Genomic DNA, 19,313 nt, shown 5'->3' on the forward strand with positions numbered 1-19,313 from the left:
TGCGGGAATGGCCGGTGCGTCCGAGGGTGTTCTCGCACACAGGTGTGCACGCTCTTACGAGGAGAAACATGTCTGACAACAGCGCGGCGACGACCGGAAAGACCCCTGTCGACTTCTGGTTCGACCCGGTCTGTCCCTGGGCCTGGATGACCTCCCGCTGGATGCTGGAGGTGGAGAAGGTCCGTGACGTCGAGGTCCGCTGGCACGTGATGAGCCTCGCCGTGCTCAACGAGGACAAGATCGACGAACTGCCCGAGGAGTACCGCGACCTGCTGGAGAAGGCCTGGGGCCCGGTCCGCGTCGTCGTCGCCGCCCGGCAGAAGCACGGCGACGAGGTCGTCGGCCCCCTCTACACCGCGCTCGGCACCCGCTTCCACAACCGGGGCGAGGGCCCCACCCGCGAGGCGGTCCTGGGCGCGCTCCAGGACGTCGGACTGCCCGCCGAGCTGGCGGACTTCGCGGACTCGGACGTGTACGACGCCGAGCTGCGCGCCTCCCACAAGGAGGGCATCGACAAGGTCGGCCAGGACGTCGGCACCCCGGTCATCGCCGTACCGGGCGCGGACGGCGAGCAGATCGCCTTCTTCGGCCCGGTCGTCACCCCCGCCCCGAAGGGCGAGGAGGCGGCGAAGCTGTGGGACGGCACGCTGCTGGTGGCGTCCATCCCCGGCTTCTACGAGATCAAGCGGACCCGGACCCAGGGCCCGGTCTTCGACTGACCGGTGCCGCGCAGGGCCCGCTCCGGCCCCGGCAGGGGCGGGGCGGGCCGTGACGGTGCGGCGGTGCGATGGTGTGGTGAAGAGGCCGAGCGAGGGGGAACGGACGGACATGGACGTACGACCGGCACGCGGCTCCGAGGCCGGGGAGCTGAGCGAACTGGCCCTGGCGTCGAAGGGCCACTGGGGTTACGACGAGGAGTTTCTCGCCGCCTGCCGCGAGGAACTCACCCTGCGCCCCGCCGACATCGAGCGGCTGCGGACGCGGGTCGCGGAGGAGGACGGGCGGATCCTCGGCTTCACCACCCTGGAGGGCGCCCCGCCGCAGGGCGCCCTCGGCATGATGTTCGTCGCCCCGGACGCGCTGGGCCGGGGCATCGGCCGACTCCTCTTCGAGCAGACCGCGGCGGAGGCCCGTGGCCTCGGCTTCGTACGCCTCACCATCGACGCCGACCCGAACGCGGAGCCGTTCTACCTCGCGATGGGCGCGGTACGGGTCGGGGTGACCCCGTCCGGCTCGATCCCCGGGCGCGTGCTGCCGCTGCTGGAGTACGACCTCACGGCGAGCCGGCCTCCGGCCGGCCGATGACCCCCTTCCCGCCGGGCTCCGCGCCGGTCCGCCCGGCGGACCGGCGCTCCGCCGCGGCCAGGGCCAGGGTGACCGCGAGGGAGGCGCCCGCCATCACCGTCATCGCCGCGGCCGGGGAGGTCCACTGGGCGAGGGTGCCGGCCAGCGCCGCCGCGACGCCCTGCAGGGTGAGCATCCCGGAGGAGTGCAGCCCCAGCGCCTGCCCGGTGATCCCGTCCGGCGTCAGGGCCATCAGCCGTTCCTGGAGCAGCAGGCTCGCCGAGAAGCCGACCGAGGCGACCATCGCCAGGGCGAACGCCACGGGGAGCGCCGGATGCGCGGCGAAGAACAGGTACGGGGCGGCCAGGAGCAGCTGCAACGGCGTGGCCGACCGTCCCCGCCGGGCGCGCGTGACGAACCGGCCCGTCACCACGTCCCCGACGAGCATCCCCAGCGCGGCGAAGGCGAAGAGGAGCCCGGCGTGCCCGGGGGCGTACGGGACGAACAGCGACTCGCAGCCGACGACCAGCCCGTTCGGCACCCAGAGCGCGAGATAGGTCCGGCGGCGCGGGCCCGAGGACCACAGCACGGCGTTGATCCGCCAGGTCTCGGCGGGTGACGGCCGGCCCGGGGCGCGCGGCGGCCGACGGGCCAGCCCGAACCGGGCGACGGCCGCCGCGGTCAGGTACAGGGCGGCGGCGACCAGCAGTGTGCCGCGCGCGGACAGCGCCGTCACCAGGAGCCCGCCGAGCGCGTACCCGCCGATCTGGGTCAGGCCGGAGCACATGTTCAGCACCGAACGCCCCAGCAGATAACCGTCCTTGGGCAGCACCTCGTTCAGCAGCCCGTACCGCACGCCGCCGCCCACCGCGGCGACCACCCCCTCGGCCAGGATGATCGCGAAGGCCACCGGAAGCGGCAGCCCGGGGACGGCGAGGACGGCGGTGGCCAGGGCGAAGACGAGCGCCAGGCCGGTTGTCGCGGCCCGCGGCGGCAGCCGGTCCGCCGCCGACATCAGCAGGGCCGCGCCGATCATCTGGGCGAGCGAGGAGCCGAACATGGACAGGGCGGCGAGCAGCGGCGATTCGGTCGCGGCGTAGACCAGGGTGCCGAGGGCCAGCCCGCTCATCGTCGACGCCGCCACCTGCACGGCACTGGTCGCGAAGAACGGCCGGAACTGCGGCGTACGGAAGAGTTCCCGGTAGGTGTGCATGCGGGGGAGTCTCAGAGGGGGCGCGCGGCGACCGTTACTGTTTCGCGCGGAGGCGAAACATGGAGGCGTGACGTCGTGGGCCTGTGGCGGATCAACACGGACACGCTGGCCGGGAGCCGGTTCGTCGTCTCGCCGCTCGCCGAGACCGTTTCCGCCCTGAACGCCCTGGAGCGGGGCCGCCCCGACCATCCGGGGGAACGCGCCTGGCTCGACGCCCATCTGCCCGCCCACCGGGCCAGGCGGGCCGCCGACCCGGTGTCCGCGCTGCTGGTGACGGCGGCGCTCGGCGGCAGCTGGAACGCGGACTTCATCACGCCCACGCCGACGGGCGAGGGCACGCCGTCCTTCGAGGAGGAGCTGGCCCCCGTCCTGGCGACCACGCCGGAGCGGGCACGGGCCGACCTGTCGGTGTCGCTCGGCGGCGGCCCCCTCCCGGCGCTGCTGGACCGCGACGACCTGGCACAACGCGCCGCCGACGTCCTGCGCTGGGTCTGGCACCGCACCGTGCTGCCCGACTGGCCGCGCCGCCGCCGGATCATCGAGGCGGACGTCGTCGCGCGGACCGGGGAGCTGAGCCGGGGCGGCTGGGCCGCCGCCCTGAGCGGCCTGCGCCCGGGGATGCGGTGGCTGGGCGACAGCCGGCTCCGGATCAACGCGCACGACTACCCGCCGAAGCAACTGACCGGTGTGCGGCTGCTGTTCGTCCCGGTCACCCAGCGTTCGGGCTGGGTCTCCTGGGACGACGACGCCCGGCGGTACGCGGTCGTCTACCCCTGCTCCGGCACCCTGGCCGACACGGACCGGTCCCGGGTGCCGGACAGCCTGTCCCGCCTCCTCGGCCCCGCGCGAGCAGCCGTCCTCGTCCTCCTCGCCGACCCGAAGAGCACCACCCAGCTGGTGGCCCTGACCGGCCAGGGCCTGGGCTCGGTCGGCCGCCACCTCAAGCTCCTCCTGGACGCGGGCCTGGTGGGCCGCCGCCGCGCCGGGCGCTCGGTCCTGTACTTCCGCACGGCCGCGGGCGACGTACTGGTGGAGGCCCAGCGGGACGGCTGAGGGGTGCCCGCGCCCTATCGCCGTGGCCGCCATGCCAGTGGGGCGTTGTCAGGCGGTACCGATACGGATTACACGCCGGGGCCGTTGTACGCGCCGCGGTGCGGTTTCGTGGTCGTGGACACGGGATTCGCCCAGTAGTCGCGGCCTCCGTTGCCACTGATCACGGAGCCGTTGTCCAGGGCGGGGGAGGTGGCGCGCAGCTTGTAGCCGCCGACGGAGCCGATCGTGTTGCCACCGGTGCCCGGGGTCACGAAGCCCGGGTCGCCGACGATGCCGTTGGCGGTCGGCCGCGGCACGCCCTGGAAGACGTTCCACAGCCACTGCTTGCCGGAGCCGGTGGGCAGCCGGGAATCGGCGGTGCCCACCCAGATGTTGTTCTCGACGGTGCTCTGGGCGGGGAGCGTGATGTCGAGCTTCTTGTCGGTGCAGTAGAAGACGTTGTTGTACATGTGCAGCGCGGAACGGCCGGCGCTGGAGCTGCCCATGCGACAGTCGTTCGTCGATTGGTCGAATTCCGATCACACGGCGGGCGATTGGTCGACTCTTGGGTGAGCCCGGTCGAGGGTGCGGGCGCCGGGGCGGGCCACAGCACTAGGCTGCGGCCCGCGGCATCGGAGCCGTGTGGCGAAGGAGGCGGGCAGAACGCCGAACTCGCCCTGGAATCAGCCTTATACGACGGAAGAATGGGATGGGGGCCATGGCGGATCGGGGCAACGGGAACGACGGGCGGAGACGCAAGGCCGATCCGGCCGAGCTGGGGTCCGTCCTCGCGCGTTATCGGGAACGGCCGACGATGGGCAAGCTGGGCCTCACCGTCATTCCGCCGACCGCCTTCATGCTGTTCGGCGGCATGCCCGACGCCGGGACCGGCGTCGGGCACCTCATATTCGACGTCATCTGTCTCCTGCTGTTCGTCTGGGGTGTGTACGAGCTGACGCACTCCTTCGCCTCCTGGCTGATCCTGCACGAGGACGGAATCGTCTACCGGGGCCGGCGCAAGGTGCGGTGGGCGCACCGCTGGGAGGACTTCAACGACGTCGTCCTCTCCCGCGAGGTCACGTACGTGGGCGGGTCCTCCCGGCCCATCTCGGACAAGATCGTCGCGCGCCTGTGGACGGCGACCGGCCAGGGTGCCCGTCAACTGTCCGGCAACTACTTCCTGATCGACACCGGCGCGGGCCTCCTGCGCACGTTCCTGCGTTCACCGGGCAACCTGACGCCGATGTTCGGCGACGTCATCGACCGCGTCGTCGAGGCGCGCGTACGGCACGACCTGCGCGAACTCGCCACCGAGGGCGGCAAGGTGCAGTACGGCCACTTCGAGCTCGGCGGCACGTACCTGTACGTCAAGGGCGCCGCCGACGAGATCCCGTGGGACGAGGTCACCCGCCTGACGGTGGACGCCGACAACGTAGCCATCACCATTCCCCACCTGCGGCGCCGCATGGAGGGCCTCAAGCTCAAGGCGGACGGCCGCCGGGAGAACTACCGGGTCGGCGGGGACAACACCCTGTACATCGAGGGCAAGGACCTGAGCAACTGCCAGAAGGCGATCATCTGGTCCGTGATGACCAACATCGCGGAATCCATCGTCCCGGATTCGCGAGGACCGCAGCCGTACACCCCCTGAGTGACGTTCGAAGCAGTCGCCGGTTGGGTGCGGCGCTGAGGCGCCTGCGCTTGAACGCGCTTCTGGACCAGGAACATGCCGCCGAGGCGGTGGCGTGCTCCACGGCGAGGATCAGCCGGATCGAGTCAGGGGCGGTCAGTGCGCGCGTGGGTGATGTGCGCGTGCTCCTCGACCTGTACGAGGTCGAGGACGCGGCGGAGCGCAAGCTGCTGGAGCAGCCGGCCCGGGACAGCAACAGGCGTGGCTGGTGGCTCGACTTCGACGCCGGTGGTCCCGTGCGTGAAATCTTGGGCGACTTCCTGTTGCTGGAGTCCGACGCTACGTACATCCGCACCTGGCGCCCCCTGCTCGTCCCGGCGCCGCTCCAGACCCCTGAGTACCCGCGAGCCCCGACCGATGCCGGCCCCGATGTCGTCGAGGAGCCGGCGGCCGATCCGGTCGTCAAGGTGCGCCAGGAGCGGCGCCGGATCTCCGAGGAGAACGGCCGACGGTTCGCGGCAGTCGTCCGGGAGCCCGTGATCACGGGCCCGATGCCCGATCTCGCCGTTCACCGGGCGTAGTTGGGGCATCTCATCAAGATGGCCAAGCAGCCGAACGCGACCATCCAGGTGCTTCCCGTCAGCGAGTGGGCCGCTGCCAGAGCCTCGCCGGCATTCGTCGGCTTCTCCCACACGAGCGAGACGTCCCCGGAAGTCGTTGTTCACGATGCGGTTTCCAGCTGCGCCGTCCTGGAAGACTCCGATGTCATGGCCGGCCACGTGCACGCGTTTGGCGCACTCCGGTCGGCGGCCCTCACGCCGAGCAAGAGTGTGTCGTCGACGGGGTGAAGGCCGGGGCCTTCAGGCGCTGAGCCACTCCGTCACCTCGACCGTGTCCCCGACGCTCACGACGCCCTCGCACACCACCGCGTTCTTCGCGCCGAAGCTGACCTTGTTGCCGTACTCCGGTTCGCGCCGGTACGTCGACAGGGTGCGGATCGGTTCCGGGCCCGCGCGGTGGCCGGTGGCCTGGTCGACCATGGGGACGGCGCACCGGGTCGCCCGTACCGAGTGGGCGAGTTCCACCGTGCCGAGGAGCATCCGGCGCACCCGGTCCTCGAAGTGGGGTTCGTCGTCGCCGGTCAGGACGATGTTGGGGCGGAAGCGGTCCATCGGGACGGGGGTGGCGTCGCCCCGGGCGGTGATGCGGGCGTTGAGGCCGTCCAGCGAGGCCGTCGAGGCGACCAGCACGGCGTGCGCGTCCGCGAAGTTGACCTTGCCGGGGGTCTCGCCCCAGCCGTCCCGGTCGAAGCCGGGCGCCACCCGTACCAGGCGGGACTTCGCGCCGAGCGCGTCGGAGAACCACTCCGCGACAGCGTCCCCCTGGTCGACGGCCGCGCCGAGGGGCCGGCCGAACATGCTGACCTCGCGGCGCGGTCCGTCCGGGGCGACGTCCAGCCGCAACGGCTCGACGCCCTCGGCGGCCAGGCTCAACCCAGCGCCGCCGTCCAGGACCTCGACCCGGACCGCGGCCATGGCGGGGTGCGTGCGCTGACTGCGGAACGCACCGTCCGCCGCGTCCACCACCATGAACGTGCGGTCGTGCACGAGGCCGGTCCCGAGAACCTGCGCGGAGTCGACCGCGGTCCCGGCGCAGCCCTTGACCGGGTAGTGGGCGAGCCGGTGGACGGTGATGGTCACGAGACACTCTCCGGGACGGCGGAGTCGGCGGGGGCGGGATCCATGGCGCCCATCATCGCATCCGCCTCGCACGAGGTGAGTTCCCACGGGGGACGGCGTGGGAGCGGGGAAGCCCGGTGGACCGGGTCGCCGAGGGGGCCCGAAGGGGCGGGCGTGCGAGAAAGCGTTCGCCAGGCCGGGTGGGGACGGCCATGATCGGGCGCATGAGTTCGTACGTGAGTGACCCGGTTCGTGTCGGTACGGAACGGCTGCCGGGAGGGCGGGTGCTGGGCTGGGCCGAGTGGGGGCCGGAGGGCGGGGTGCCGGTGTTGTTGTCGCCCGGCGCGGCCACCAGCAGGCACCTCGGATTCGGCGCGGGGGTGGCGGACCGGCTCGGGGTGCGGCTGATCTCCGTCGACCGGCCCGGTCTGGGGGCCTCCTCGCCCGCGCCGGGCCGTACGTTCGGCGACTTCGCCGACGACATCCGCGCGTTCGCCGCCCTGCGCGGCCCGTCCCGGCCCCCGATGGTCGGCAACTCGCAGGGGGCGCCCTTCGCGCTGGCATGCGCCGCCGCCGGAGCGGTCGGCGCGCTCGCGGTGGTCTCCGGCGCGGACGAGGTCGCCGCACCGTGCTTCGCCGACGCGCTCCCGGACGAACTGCGGCACCTCGTCGATCTGGCCGTGTCCGACCCGGCCGCCGCCGAGCGGATCTTCGCCGGGTTCACCGCGCAGGGCATGTGGGACATGGTCATGTCCCACAGCCCCGAGTGCGACCTCGCCGTGTACCGGCAGCCCGAGTTCGCCGCCGCCTACCGGCGCGCCCTCGACGAGGCCTTCGCGCAGGGCGCGGACGGCTACGCCCGGGACACCGTCCTGGCCATGGGGCACTGGGGAATCGGGCTGTCGGACATCGCCGTGCCCGTCGACCTCTGGTACGGGGAGAAGGACACCGGCCACTCGCCCGACCAGGGGGTCCGACTGGCCTCGCGCATCCCGGGCGCGGTCCGGCACCTGGTGCCGGGGGCCGGTGGGTCGGTGCTCTGGACCCATGCCGAGCAGGTGCTGAGCACCCTGCTGGCCCACACCCCGACCCCCTGAGCCCGCGAATGCGACAGAAGGACCCCCGCCCGTCACGTCCGGGCGGGGGTCCTTCCTCCATCCGCCTGCCGGGTGAAGGGTGAGAAGACGATCACGAGGCAGGACGTCCGGAGGCCTCCCGGTCAGGGGGCGAGCAGCAGCACGTCGGCGCGCTCCTTGGCGGCCGCGTAACGCTTCGCCACGTCCTGCCAGTTGACGACGGCCCACATCGCCTCGATGAAGTCGACCTTCTGGTTCTTGTACTGGAGGTAGAAGGCGTGCTCCCAGGCGTCGAAGACCAGGATCGGGACGGAGCCCTGGCCGACGTTGCCCTGGTGGTCGTAGACCTGCTCGACGATCAGCCGGCCGCTGACCGGCTCGTACGCCAGGACGCCCCAGCCGGAGCCCTGCGTGGTGGCCGCGGCCTTCGTCAGCTGGGCCTTGAAACCGGCGAACGAGCCGAACGACTCCGTGATCGCGTCCGCGAGGTCGCCGACGCCGTCCGCCGCGAGGGGCTCGCCGCCGCCGTCGCCGGTCATGTTGTGCCAGTAGATCGAGTGCAGGATGTGGCCGGACAGGTGGAAGGCGAGGTTCTTCTGGAGGCCGTTGATCGCCCCCCACGCCCCCTTGTCGCGCGCCTCCTCCAGCTGCTCCAGGGTGTCGTTCGCGCCCTTCACGTACGCGGCGTGGTGCTTGTCGTGGTGGAGCTCGACGATCTGCGGATCGATGACCGGTTCGAGCGCCGCGTAGTCGTAGGGGAGTTCCGGGAGCGTGTACGTGGCCATGTGGGCGAACCCTCCAGATGCCGTTCTATTGTTATTGCAAGCAATGTGCAAGAGCAGGTTAACAGCAGGAAGGGCGGTGAAGTGATCAGTCCGCCGGCGACATCCGTTGTTCCTGCGGCTGCCGCCACGGCAACCCGAGCGGCCGTGCGCCCGCTGCGCCCCCCGGCGCCGACGTCCTCCTCGTACCGAGGGCGGCGGCGAGTGCGGGGACCGTGGGCCTGGTGGCGGGGTCGGGACGCAGACAGGCGTCGATGGCCGTGGCCAGCTCATGGGGGAGACGTCGGCGGGACCCGACCGGCGGTGCGGTCCTCGCCAGTTGCGGGTAGCGGTCCATCGCGTCGGCGGTGACGTCGGTGGTGGTGCCGGTGGCGTCCGTGTCGTGTGTTGCGTTCAGGGGCCTGCCGGAGGCGAACGGTGCTTCGCCGGTGGCGACTTCGTACAGCGTGATGCCGATGCCCCACACGTCGGCCGCGGCCGACAGCGGCCCGCCCCGCGCCTGCTCGGGGGACAGGTAGCGGAAGGTGCCGATGCCCGCCGGGGCGATGCCGGGCGGGCGGGCCGTGCTCAGGTCGAGCACCTTGGCGTGCCCGCAGTCGACCACCACGTTGGACGGCTTGAGGTCCAGGTGCAGAAGGCCCCGGCCGTGGAGGTAATGGAGCGCGGAGCACAGCTGTACGCCGAGGAGCGCCAGGTCCTGGGCGGACACCCGGCGCCGCAGCCGGCCGACCAGGTGCGACAGCGTCTCGCCGGTCAGCGTCTCCAGCACGACGACCGGCTCGGGCGAGTCGAACGTCTCGTACGCGCGGACCAGATGCGGATGGGTGAAGGCCCGCAGCCAGTGGCCCTCCCGCCGCAGCCGCTCGCGCGGACCCGGCTCGTCGCGGAGATCGGGGCGCAGCATCTTCACCACGCACCGGCAGCCCCGCTCCTCGCTCCACGCGTCGTAGAGGTCGAGCCAGCCCGTCCGGGCCAGATGCGCCAGGACCTCGTACCCCGGTGCGGGACTCGCCCCGGGGGCGAGCGGCGGGGCCGGGCACGGAGCCGGGCGCGGGGCGGGGCGGCGGGTCATGACAGGGCCTTTTGCGGGGGCGGCGGGCCGGCGGTCTCCCGGTCGGCCTCCGTGTTCAGCCGGTGAAGCCGGGCATAGGCGCCGCCGCGCAGCAGCAACTCCTCGTGGGTGCCTCGTTCGACGACCCGGCCGTGGTCCAGCACCACCGTGGACGTGGCATCGCGGACGGTGAGCAGATTGTGCGAGATGACGACGGTGGTGCGCCCGGCCATCAGCCGCCGCAGCGGTGCCATGATCCGGCGGCCCGACCGGGCGTCCAGCCCCGTGGTCGGCTCGTCCAGGAGCAGCACCGGTGCGTCCCTGATCATCGCGCGGGCGATCGCGAGGCGCTGCGCCTGCCCACCGGACAGCGTCCGGCCCCGCTGGCCGACCACGGTGTCGTAGCCCTCGGGGAGCAGCCGGATGAAGTCGTCGGCGTCGGCGGCGCGGGCCGCCGCGACGATGTCCGCCTCCGTCGCGTCCGGGCGGCCGTAGGCGATGTTCTCCCGCACCGTGCCGTGCAGGACGAGCGTCTCCTGAAGCACCACCGCGACGTTCTCCCGCAGCTCGGCCAGGCGCAGCTCCCTGAGGTCGGTGCCGTCGAGCAGGATCGCTCCCGAGTCCGGGTCGTAGAAGCGCAGTTGCAGCTTTCCGACCGTGGACTTGCCGGCCCCGCTCGCGCCGACCAGCGCCAGCGTGGTGCCCGGTGCCACCCGGAACGACACGTCCGCGAGTGCCCACCGGGACGTGCCCGGATAGCGGAAGCAGACGCCGCGGAACTCCACCTCGCCCCGGGCACGCCCGATCCGGCGGGCTCCGGCGGCCTCGGCGACCTGGGGACGCTGGTCGAGCAGCTCGATGATCCGCTCGGCGGAGGCGGACGCCGCGTAGAACGTGTTGGCGAGACGGGACAGATCGCGGACCGGGCCGTAGAGGTTGCCCAGCAGCGCGAGGAAGACCAGCAGCCCGCCCAGCGTGAGCTGCCCCTGCGCCAGCTTCCAGGTGCCCAGGCCCATGACGGCCAGCGCGCCGGACAGCTCGATGACATCGACGACCGGGCCGTACACGGCACGTATCCGGGCCGCGGCCATCGCCGCGCGGAACCTGCCCACGCCCTCGCGCTCGAACCGACGCCCCTCCGTCTCCTGCCGGTTGTACGCCTGCACCAGCGCGACATTGCCGAGCGACTCCTCGGCGATCGCGCTGATCGAACCGGAGCGGCGGCGCCGCTCCCGCGACGCGGCCTTGATCAGCCGGGAGAAGTGCCGGGCCGCGCCCCAGAAGAGCGGCACGATGAAGAGCGCGAGAAGGGTCAGGTCCCATCGCAGGTAGAACAGCAGACCGAGGAAGACGCCCAGCCGGATCACGTAGGACAGGCCGTCCGCCACCCCCGACAGGAGGAACGTCTCGACCGCGTCCACATCGCCCGTGATGCGCGACAGCACGTCACCCAGCCGGCTCCGCTCGAAGAACCCGAGCGAGAGGCCCTGGACGTGCCGGAACACGTCCGACCGAAGGGCCAGCAGGAAACGCTCGCTGACCCGGGTGGACATCACGTCGTCGGCGAAGCCCAGTGCGCCGGAGCAGAGGATGAGTGCCGCGTACGCCGGCGCGATCCAGGCGAAGGGGCGCAGATCGCGCGGGACGAGGACGTCGTCCACCACGATCTTGAAGAGCCAGAGCTCGGCCGCATCGACGACGGGGCCGATCGTGCTGAGGGCGAGGATCGGAACGAGCCGGCCTCGGCCGCCGCGCGTGTAGGGCCAGAAGCGCCGGAACACCTCGCGCGGCGCGACCGCGGGCGCGGCGGCGACGACCGCGTCGGGATCGTCCGCCACCGACAGCAGCCGCCGTACGGCATTCCACGAGACACGCCACATGGACGCGTTCCTTCAGAGATCGCCGGCTGAGCGGACCGGGAAGCAGGAGTCCGCTCAGCCGTTCCGGACGGTCACCACTTCTGTGTGGTCACCGGTTCTCCGCGGTCGTCAGTAGCGACCGTGCCGGGTGTTGCGGTGGCGACGGTGACGGTCCCGTTCGGAGTGGTCGCCGTGCCCCGACGTCATGTCCCTCTTTTCGTCGCGGTGTCTGGCGGGGATCAGATGCTTGAAGATCGCCATGAGTTTCCCTCCTGAGAGGCTTCTGGACGGGATACGCGCCAGGGCGTTCGCGGGATTGCCGTTCCCGGGAAAATCCTGCACCGTCGCGGGCGCCGCCCGAGGTCAGCGCGACCGCGCCGACGAGGACTGCGCCGACGAGGACCTCGTGCGAGCGCTTTCGCGGGACAGGAGCTTCGGGGCCTGCGGGACACCGTTCTCCTTCAGCCACGTCACGAAGACGAGCACGAAGACGGCTTCCGCGATCAGGCACAGGACGCCGTACGGCGGCTCCCAGTCCGTTTCGCGGTAGCCCGGCAGACCGACGGTCCGCGACAGCAGGAATCCGGCGATCATGCCGATGCTGGTGGCGGCCCCGACCAGCCAGGCGGCGAACGGCCGCTGCCGGAGGACGAGACCCGCGGCGACGGCGAGCAGCACCACGCCGCCGATCAGGAACAGGACGCCGATGTACGGCTTCTCCGCCAGGTGCGAGGGAACCAGCATGAGATGGAGCACCGCGCTCGCCAGGGCGCAGACCGCTCCGGTCCCGCGCAATGCCAGGTGTGCCGTGCTCGTGCGGGACGTCATCACGACTCCAGGGGTCCGAGGCGGTCCGAACCGCCGTGTTCGGTGGGGGCGCGTCTTTCCTACCTACGGTGCGGCGGGGCGGAGGGTTCATGATCGGCCCCGCCGCCGGGGGCGTCCCGGCCCCGGTCCGAACGAGAGGCCCCGGGGGCGCCCGCAGCAGGAAATCCGCGCGGGCGCGTGCTACGTAAGGAGTATGCGCAGGATTGGCATCCCCCTGGAGCGGGTGCCCGACGAAGCGCTGCTGGCCGGGCTCATGACCGGCGATCCCGAGATCGCCGTGGCCTTCGTACGGCGGTTCCAGCGTCGGGTCTTCGGCGTGGCCCTCGCCGTGGTGGGCGATGTCCAGCTCGCCGAGGACATCGCCCAGCAGACCTTCGAACGCGCCTGCCGGCACGCCCAGGTCTACGACTCGCGCCGGGGATCGGTGCCCACCTGGCTGTCCGCGATCGCACACAACCTCGCGATCGACGCGGTGCGTGCCCGCAAGGCCACTCCGGTCGACCCCGCGGATCTGGAGAACATGATGGAGACCATCGCCGACCCCCCGGAGCGGCACGCACTCTCCAGCGAGGCCGCGGCGGACCTGCGCCACGCGATCGGCGAGCTGCCGCGGGGGCAGGCGCGTGCCCTGGTGATGGCCGGTATCTACGGGATGACGGCCCAGCAGGTCGCCGACTTCGAGCAGATACCGCTCGGGACCGCCAAGACCCGGATCAGGGCGGCCATGGGCAAGCTCCGGGTGTCCCTCGCGGCCAGGCAGGTGGGCCATGACTGACAACGCCGCCCTGGGCTGCGAGCACCTCCGGGAGATCGGCGCGGAGCTGGCGCTCGGTGTGCTGCCCGCCAGGGAGCGGGCCGGGGCGATGGACCACCTGGAGGACTGCCCCGCCTGCCGCGAGCACGTCCACGAGCTGGCCGCCGCCTCCGACGCGCTGCTGGACCTCGTCCCGGGCAGCGAACCACCGGCCGGGTTCGAGGACCGGGTGATCGAGCGGCTCGGGCTCGCCCCGGTACGGCGCCCGGCCGTCCGGCACTCGCGGGGACGGCGGATCGCCCTCGCCGCCGCGGCGGCGGCAGCGGGCCTGGTGATCGGCGCCGGCGGCTGGGTGCTCGGCGCGTACACCGGCAGCCCGGCCCCGGTCGCGCCCATCGCCTCCCCGGTGCAGCCGCAACTGCTCACCGCCCCGCTCGTCAAGGGGCAGCAGTCGCTCGGGCAGGTCTACCTCTACGCCGGGTCCTGGCCCTGGCTGTACATGTCGGTGAACGCCGGCGGGCACTCCGGCACCGTCCACTGCCTGGTCCTGCGGGCCGACGGCACTGCCGTCCAGGCCGGTTCCTTCACCCTCGACCACGGATACGGCTACTGGGGCGGGCCCTTCCCGGCCGGCACGGTACCGGTCACCGGCATACGCCTGGTCGACGCACACGGCACCGTGCTCGCGACCGCCACCTTCGGCCGGGTCCACCTCTGATCACGCGCGGGCACGCATGCGGAGGGCGTGCGAGGGCGCGCGTGCGAGGGCGAGGAACCGGCGGGTGCGGGTGCGCGTACGGGACGAGGAGCCGCCGTCCCCGGGCCGGGCGGGACTCTCGACACACGCCCTAACCCCGGGGAGGGACGGGGGCCTCGGTCGTCACCGTCCGGCCGACGACCAGGCTTGCGAGGAGCAGGCAGACGACTGCCCACCAGGGAGGGCCGACGAGGGTGTCGTACACCGCCGTGCCGAGCCCCTGCCCCAGGAACTGGGCCGCGACGAGGGCGCCGGCCGCCGCGCCGGAGTGCTTGGGGGCGACGGGGGCGGTCGCGGTGGCGAAGAGCGGTGGAAAGAGCAGGCCGATGCCCAGGCCCGCGAGGACCACGCCGGGCAGCAGGGCCGCGTACGGGGCGTCGGCCGCGATGGCGATGATGCCCAGGGCCAGCCCGAGTGGTGTGATCAGCAAGCCCGCCACGACGAGACGGCGGGGCGGCACGGCGCGGTGCAACAGGCGGGGGGAGATCTGGGTGGCGCCGATGACGATCGCGGCGAGCATGGGCAGCATCGGCAGGCCGGGCGGGAGCGCGGGGGAGGATTCGTCGCCCATCATGACGGCCAGGGGCGGCATCAGACAGAGGATGCCGATGCCGACGAGGAACATGGTCAGGAAGCCGCCGAGACGGTTGCGTTCCCGGAGGGTGTGCGGCGGGAGGAGCGGGGCCGGCGTTCTGCCCTGCCACCACAGGAAGGTCACGAGCAGGACGAGGCCCGCGCAGAGCGTGGTGATCACCTCGGGTGCGCCCCAGCCGCGCGGGGCCCGGAGAAGACCGTAGGCGAGGGCGGCCGGCCCGAGGCAGCCGAGCAGCACACCGGGCAGGTCGAAGGGGGCACCGGTGCGGTCCGGGGTGTCGTTCGGCAGGACGCGGACGCCGACCAGGGCGATCAGGGCGAGGAGCACGCCGATGCCCAGCATCGGGCCCGGGGGCAGGGATCCGGTCGTGAGCAGGCCGAGCACCGGAGCACAGACGCCGACCGCGGCGTAGAGACCGAAGGCTCTGCTCCGTTCCTTCGGTTCGGTGAAGCCGGTGGTCACCATGGCCAGCGCCGCCGCCGTCACGAGTGCGCCGAAACCGCCCTGCAGGACGCGGGCCAGGATCACCGCGGGCATGGCGGAGGCGAGGGGGAAGGCGCTGGACACGCTGCCGAGCAGGCCGGCCGCCGTCAAGCCCGCCAGGCCGGTGACCAGCGTCCGTCTGCGCCCCACGCGGTCCGCGATGTGGCCACCGGGCAGCAGCAACGCGACGAAGGCGACCGCGAAGGCGTAGGACGGCACCGAATAATCGCCGTAGAAGTGGTACCGACCACCGGTCGTCACCTCGAACAGCGCCGCCAGCTGCGCCAGAGCGATCACCGCCAGGCCCCGCCGAGGGCGGGACGCCGGGGCGGGGGCGTCGTGGGCGGGGGCCGTCGGGGTGGGTGCGGGGGTCGACGAGGGGCTGTCGGAGGCCGTCGGGGTGTACGCGGGTGCCGCGGAAGGACTGCCGGGGGCCGTCTGCGTCACGGGATCGGCGGCGGGTGCTTCGGCCCGCGCCGCGGGCACGTAGTCCAGCAACTGGGCGGCGCGGCGTCCGAGTTGTGCCAGCACCTCACCGGGCAGCCATACGCCGCCCTCGTATTCGCCGGTGCGGGCGGAGATCTGCGCCGGGGTCGGCCGCCGGGCCGGATCCTTGTCCAGGCAGGCGCGTACGAGGTCGACGAGGGACTCCGGTACGCCGGTCAGGTCGGGCTCGTCCTCGGCGATCTGGAAGAGGTGGGCATTCAGGCCGGTCTCGGTGGCGCCGAAGAGAAGGCGTCCGGTGGCGGCGTACACGAGGACGGCGCCGAGGCAGAAGATGTCGCTGGCGGGGGTGAGTTCCCGTCCCCGGACCTGTTCGGGGGACATGAAGCCGGGCGAGCCGATCAGCATGCCGGTGCGGGTGTGCAGGCTGTCGCCGGTCAGGCCGGCCATCGCGCGTGCGATGCCGAAGTCGATGACCCGCGGCCCGTCCACGGTCACCAGGACATTGGACGGCTTGAGGTCGCGGTGGATCAGACCCGCCTCGTGCACGGCCCGCAGTGCGAGGGCGAGGCGGTTGGCGAGGACGTGGACCGAGTGCTCGGGCAGCGGGCCGAAGTCCTCGGCGACGACTGTCGTCAGGTCCGGGCCGGGCACGTACTGGGTGGCCACCCAGGGCACTTCGGCCCCGGTGTCGGCGTCGAGGACGTCCGCCGTCCAGCTCCCGCCCACGCGCCGGGCCGCCGCCACCTCGCGGGCGAAACGCTTGCGGAACTCGGCCTGTGCGGCGTACTCGGCCTGTACGACCTTGACCGCGACCGTGCGGCCGACCTCGGAGCGGCCGAGGTAGACCAGGCCCATACCGCCGGCGCCCAGGCGGGCGATGAGGCGATAGGGGCCGATGTGCCCGGGGTCTTCGACGGTCAGCGGGTCCACGTCAGAAATTTAGCCGAGGCCGTCGGAGCAGGTGGAGAAACGGATGAGATCGACGATGCCGGGTGCGTCCGTCTCCTCCGTCCCCCGCAAGGTCACGACGGCCTGTGCGAATCCTGATGCGGCCCGGAGCCGACATGTGCGGAGGAGCACCCCGCGGAGCCGACCGGGGCGGTCTCGGCGGAAAGCAGCCGGGCGGCTCACGCGCGGGCGCGGCCCCGTGCCGCGGCGAGCCGGGCCAGGTGGTCCTCGTACGCCTTGGCGTAGTGCGCCGCGCGTGCCGGGTCCGGCTCGACGACCGCCGTCGGGGCCGTCCACGCCGCCGTGTCCAGCTCCGTGCCGAAGCGCCGTGCCGCGGCGAGCACCGCGCCGCGCGCACCGACCTCGCCCTCCACGATCCGGACCGGCCGGCCCAGCACGTCGGCGAACAGACGCATCCACGCGGGGGAGCGGGTGCCGCCGCCGCACAGGGCGAGGGTGCCGGTGAGGCCGGCGGCCTCCAGACAGTGCCGGGCGGCGAAACCGATGCCCTCGCAGACCGCCCGGATCAGGTCCCCCGGGGTGGTCTCCAGCGACACCCCGGTCAGCTCGGCGCGCAGCCTCGGCTCGACGAACGGGGCGCGTTCCCCGGACGGGGCGAAGTAGGGGAGCACCCGGACCCCGTTCGCGCCGGGCGGGGTGGCCGCGAGAAGCGGATCGACCTCGGTGTGGCGCACCCCGGTGGTGGTCAGGACCCAGTCCAGGGCCGCGGTGCCGACCATCGCGGGCATGGCGCGCAGCCAGTGGCCGGGGCGGTCGGTGGAGATGTGCAGCCCCGCCGGTTCGCCGTCCAGGTCGAGCCGCTCGGTGGCCACCAGCGCGGCCAGACAGGTCCCGACGATCAGCAGACCGTCGCCCGGCCGGGTGACGCCCGCGCCGAGGGCACAGGCCGCCAGGTCGTACGGGCCGTTGGAGATCCGTAACCCGGAGGGGAGCGCGGCGGTCGCGACCGGATCGCTGACCGGGGCGAGGAGCGCGGCCCGGTGGGTGAGGCCGAGCGCCGCCACGACCTGGGGGGAGTACGCCCGGGTCAGCGGGTCCAGGAACGGCATCGACGCGTCGGAGACGTCCGTGGCCCGCACCCCGGTGAGCCGCTGGAACACCATGTCCTTGCAGTACAGGGCGGTCGTCGCCGCGTCGAGCGAGGCCGGGTCGTGCCGGTCCAGCCAGGCCAGCACCGGGCCCGGACAGCCCGGGAACATCGCGCTGCCGGTGCGCCGGTAGACGGTCTCGAAGACGCCGGACTCCAGCCAGGCGCCGACCAGTTCATGGGCCCGGCCGTCCATCCAGGAGATCGCCGTACGGACCGGCCGCCCCGCCGCGTCGACCAGCCAGACGCCGTCGCCCTGACCGGTGAGACCGGCGAACGCGACCCCCTCGGAGCCGAGCGCGGCCAGCACCTCGCGGACCGCCCCGTACACCTCGTCCATGTCCTGTTCCACGAAACCGTCGTGGATCGTGAGGCCCACCGGGCGGGACTCGACCGCCAGGGTGCGGCCCCCCGGGTCGAAGGCCGCGGCCTTCACCACGGACGTGCCGACGTCGATGCCGATGTATCTCGTCGTGCTTCCGGTCATGGTCCGACTCCCCTCACAGCGCGTGGGCGAGCGGTTCGCCCCGCACGTGGCGCGCCACCTCGGCCGCCGCGATCCGGGCCGCCTTCTGCGCGACGGCCAGGCTGGCCCCCGCCACGTGCGGGGTCATCAGCAGGTGCGGGGTACGGAAGAGCCGCGACGTGGCGGGCGGCGGCTCCTGCTCGTACGTGTCGAGCGCCGCCGCCCGCAGCTGCCCCGAGTCCAGGGCGTCGCACAGCGCGTCCGTGTCCAGCAGCCCGCCCCGGGCCGCGTTGACCAGCACCGCGCCGCGCGGCAGCAGCGCCAGTTCACGGGCCCCGATCAGATGCCGGCTCTCCGGAGTGAGCCTGGCGTGCAGGGTCAGCACCAGGGAGCGGGCCAGCAGCGCCTCCAGCGACGGGGCGCGCATGCCGTGCACGTCCCCGCGCACGTACGGGTCGTACACCTCGACCTCGGCGCCGAACGCGGAGAGCACCCGGGCCACCCGGCTGCCCACCGCGCCGTACCCGATCAGCCCGACCGGGGTGTCCTCCAGCTCCAGACCGCAGTGCTCGTACGTGTAGTGGGAGGCGTCCCAGAGGCCGTCGACGGCGAGGGAGTGGTGGGACTGCGGGATGCGGCGCAGGGCGGAGAGGATCAGTCCGACGGTGAACTCGGCGGTCGCCGCCGCGTTGCGCCCCGGGGCGAAGCACACCCGTACGCCCCGGGCCCGTGCAGCGGCGGCGTTCACATTGACCGGACCGCCCCGGCAGACCACGACCAGCCGCAGATCGGGAGCGGCGGCCAGGACCCGTTCCGTGAACGGGGCCATCTGGGTCACGCACACCTCGACCCCGTCCAGGGCGTCGATCAGCACGTCCTCGACGTCGCTGGCCTCGTCGACCTCGGCGACCGGGCCGAAGGGCTCCAGCGGCCAGGGCAGGGTGAGTTCGGTGAGATGCGTCCCGGTGCCGGGGGAGCCGGTGCCGAGGACCCGGTCCAGGGCCTCGGCGAGCAGGGAGTTGCGGACGAAGTGGTCACCGGCGAGCAGGATCCTCGTCGGGGGGCGGGCCGTCTCGGGGCGGGTCATCGCAGAGCGTCTCCTGTCCGGGGGCGAGGACATGGGCGGCCCGGGGGCCGGTGGTGATGCCTGGTGATGCCTACGGTGTCATTCGGGAGGGGGTGGGAACCGGGACCGGCACGCGGGTCCGGCCCGGTCGTTCTCCGCCGCCGCCCGTGCGGCTCCTGCCCCGGCCCCCGCCCCGGCCCGGTCGTCCGCCGGCACCGGGTCCGCCCGGGTCCGGTCGTCCGCCGGTTCCGTTCC

Annotated in this window: 18 protein-coding genes and 1 pseudogene; 8 read left to right on the forward strand and 11 right to left on the reverse strand. The window is 72.9% G+C overall.

Annotated features, from left to right (window positions below; genetic code table 11):
* Nucleotides 1-68 precede the first annotated feature (68 nt).
* Together ACWCXX_RS00310 and ACWCXX_RS00315 are read left to right on the forward strand one after the other, a co-directional pair.
* A complete protein-coding gene (locus tag ACWCXX_RS00310; protein ID WP_451122658.1) occupies nucleotides 69-719 on the forward strand; it encodes a mycothiol-dependent nitroreductase Rv2466c family protein in 651 nt (216 codons plus the stop codon).
* 109 nt (nucleotides 720-828) lie between these two features.
* Nucleotides 829-1,305 (forward strand): GNAT family N-acetyltransferase, encoded by a 477-nt coding sequence (locus tag ACWCXX_RS00315; RefSeq protein ID WP_451122660.1) that lies wholly within the window; start codon nucleotides 829-831, stop codon nucleotides 1,303-1,305.
* Here ACWCXX_RS00315 and ACWCXX_RS00320 read toward each other — a convergent pair.
* Entirely contained in the window at nucleotides 1,274-2,497 is a 1,224-nt protein-coding gene (locus tag ACWCXX_RS00320) for an MFS transporter (protein WP_451122662.1), read from the reverse strand. The genes ACWCXX_RS00315 and ACWCXX_RS00320 overlap by 32 nt on opposite strands.
* Nucleotides 2,498-2,572: 75 nt before the next feature.
* On the opposite strand from ACWCXX_RS00320, the gene ACWCXX_RS00325 reads away from it, so the two are divergent.
* The gene (locus ACWCXX_RS00325; protein ID WP_451122664.1) at nucleotides 2,573-3,550 is read left to right on the forward strand and encodes an ArsR/SmtB family transcription factor; all 978 of its coding nucleotides are present in this window, start codon (nucleotides 2,573-2,575) and stop codon (nucleotides 3,548-3,550) included.
* Nucleotides 3,551-3,618: 68 nt separating this feature from the next.
* On the opposite strand, the gene ACWCXX_RS00330 is transcribed toward ACWCXX_RS00325, so the two are convergent.
* Complete coding sequence (locus tag ACWCXX_RS00330) at nucleotides 3,619-4,035, reverse strand: hypothetical protein (protein ID WP_451122666.1); 417 nt, start codon at nucleotides 4,033-4,035, stop codon at nucleotides 3,619-3,621.
* Between the two features lie 212 nt (nucleotides 4,036-4,247).
* Between ACWCXX_RS00330 and ACWCXX_RS00335 the strand changes: the two genes are divergently transcribed.
* Entirely contained in the window at nucleotides 4,248-5,180 is a 933-nt protein-coding gene (locus tag ACWCXX_RS00335; protein ID WP_451122668.1) for a hypothetical protein, read from the forward strand.
* 23 nt (nucleotides 5,181-5,203) lie between these two features.
* Nucleotides 5,204-6,007: pseudogene (locus ACWCXX_RS00340) on the forward strand (helix-turn-helix domain-containing protein).
* A 12-nt stretch (nucleotides 6,008-6,019) separates the two neighbouring features.
* On the opposite strand, the gene ACWCXX_RS00345 reads toward ACWCXX_RS00340, so the two are convergent.
* Nucleotides 6,020-6,859: an MOSC domain-containing protein gene (locus tag ACWCXX_RS00345; RefSeq protein WP_451122670.1), complete on the reverse strand. Its 840-nt coding sequence runs from the start codon at nucleotides 6,857-6,859 to the stop codon at nucleotides 6,020-6,022.
* A 203-nt stretch (nucleotides 6,860-7,062) separates the two neighbouring features.
* Between ACWCXX_RS00345 and ACWCXX_RS00350 the strand changes: the two genes are divergently transcribed.
* The gene (locus ACWCXX_RS00350) at nucleotides 7,063-7,935 is read left to right on the forward strand and encodes an alpha/beta fold hydrolase (RefSeq protein ID WP_451122671.1); all 873 of its coding nucleotides are present in this window, start codon (nucleotides 7,063-7,065) and stop codon (nucleotides 7,933-7,935) included.
* Nucleotides 7,936-8,057: 122 nt separating this feature from the next.
* Here ACWCXX_RS00350 and ACWCXX_RS00355 read toward each other — a convergent pair whose 3' ends face one another.
* From ACWCXX_RS00355 to ACWCXX_RS00375, 5 genes are all read right to left on the reverse strand, one after another.
* Nucleotides 8,058-8,699 (reverse strand): superoxide dismutase, encoded by a 642-nt coding sequence (locus tag ACWCXX_RS00355; protein ID WP_451122673.1) that lies wholly within the window; start codon nucleotides 8,697-8,699, stop codon nucleotides 8,058-8,060.
* 85 nt (nucleotides 8,700-8,784) lie between these two features.
* Nucleotides 8,785-9,768, reverse strand: coding sequence for a serine/threonine-protein kinase (locus ACWCXX_RS00360; RefSeq protein WP_451122675.1), 984 nt, complete (start codon nucleotides 9,766-9,768; stop codon nucleotides 8,785-8,787).
* Nucleotides 9,765-11,627 carry an ABC transporter ATP-binding protein gene (locus ACWCXX_RS00365; protein WP_451122677.1) on the reverse strand — a complete coding sequence of 621 codons (1,863 nt, stop codon included), beginning with the start codon at nucleotides 11,625-11,627 and terminating at the stop codon, nucleotides 9,765-9,767. The genes ACWCXX_RS00360 and ACWCXX_RS00365 overlap by 4 nt, the downstream gene beginning before the upstream one ends.
* A gap of 108 nt (nucleotides 11,628-11,735) precedes the next feature.
* The gene (locus tag ACWCXX_RS00370) at nucleotides 11,736-11,867 is read right to left on the reverse strand and encodes a hypothetical protein (protein WP_451122679.1); all 132 of its coding nucleotides are present in this window, start codon (nucleotides 11,865-11,867) and stop codon (nucleotides 11,736-11,738) included.
* A 102-nt stretch (nucleotides 11,868-11,969) separates the two neighbouring features.
* Entirely contained in the window at nucleotides 11,970-12,434 is a 465-nt protein-coding gene (locus ACWCXX_RS00375; protein WP_451122681.1) for a hypothetical protein, read from the reverse strand.
* A 193-nt stretch (nucleotides 12,435-12,627) separates the two neighbouring features.
* Between ACWCXX_RS00375 and ACWCXX_RS00380 the strand changes: the two genes are divergently transcribed.
* Complete coding sequence (locus ACWCXX_RS00380; RefSeq protein ID WP_451122683.1) at nucleotides 12,628-13,209, forward strand: RNA polymerase sigma factor; 582 nt, start codon at nucleotides 12,628-12,630, stop codon at nucleotides 13,207-13,209.
* Nucleotides 13,202-13,906, forward strand: coding sequence for a hypothetical protein (locus ACWCXX_RS00385; RefSeq protein WP_451122685.1), 705 nt, complete (start codon nucleotides 13,202-13,204; stop codon nucleotides 13,904-13,906). The genes ACWCXX_RS00380 and ACWCXX_RS00385 overlap by 8 nt, the downstream gene beginning before the upstream one ends.
* A 130-nt stretch (nucleotides 13,907-14,036) precedes the next feature.
* On the opposite strand, the gene ACWCXX_RS00390 is transcribed toward ACWCXX_RS00385, so the two are convergent.
* The 3 genes from ACWCXX_RS00390 to ACWCXX_RS00400 form a co-directional block, all read right to left on the reverse strand.
* Nucleotides 14,037-16,400, reverse strand: a complete 2,364-nt coding sequence (locus ACWCXX_RS00390; RefSeq protein ID WP_451122687.1) for a bifunctional serine/threonine protein kinase/MFS transporter — start codon at nucleotides 16,398-16,400, stop codon at nucleotides 14,037-14,039.
* A gap of 197 nt (nucleotides 16,401-16,597) precedes the next feature.
* Nucleotides 16,598-18,013, reverse strand: coding sequence for an FGGY family carbohydrate kinase (locus ACWCXX_RS00395; protein ID WP_451122689.1), 1,416 nt, complete (start codon nucleotides 18,011-18,013; stop codon nucleotides 16,598-16,600).
* Between the two features lie 13 nt (nucleotides 18,014-18,026).
* Nucleotides 18,027-19,079, reverse strand: a complete 1,053-nt coding sequence (locus ACWCXX_RS00400) for an NAD(P)-dependent oxidoreductase (RefSeq protein WP_451122691.1) — start codon at nucleotides 19,077-19,079, stop codon at nucleotides 18,027-18,029.
* Between the last annotated feature and the right edge of the window lie 234 nt (nucleotides 19,080-19,313).

It is taken from the genome of Streptomyces sp. NPDC001732 (genome assembly GCF_053596315.1).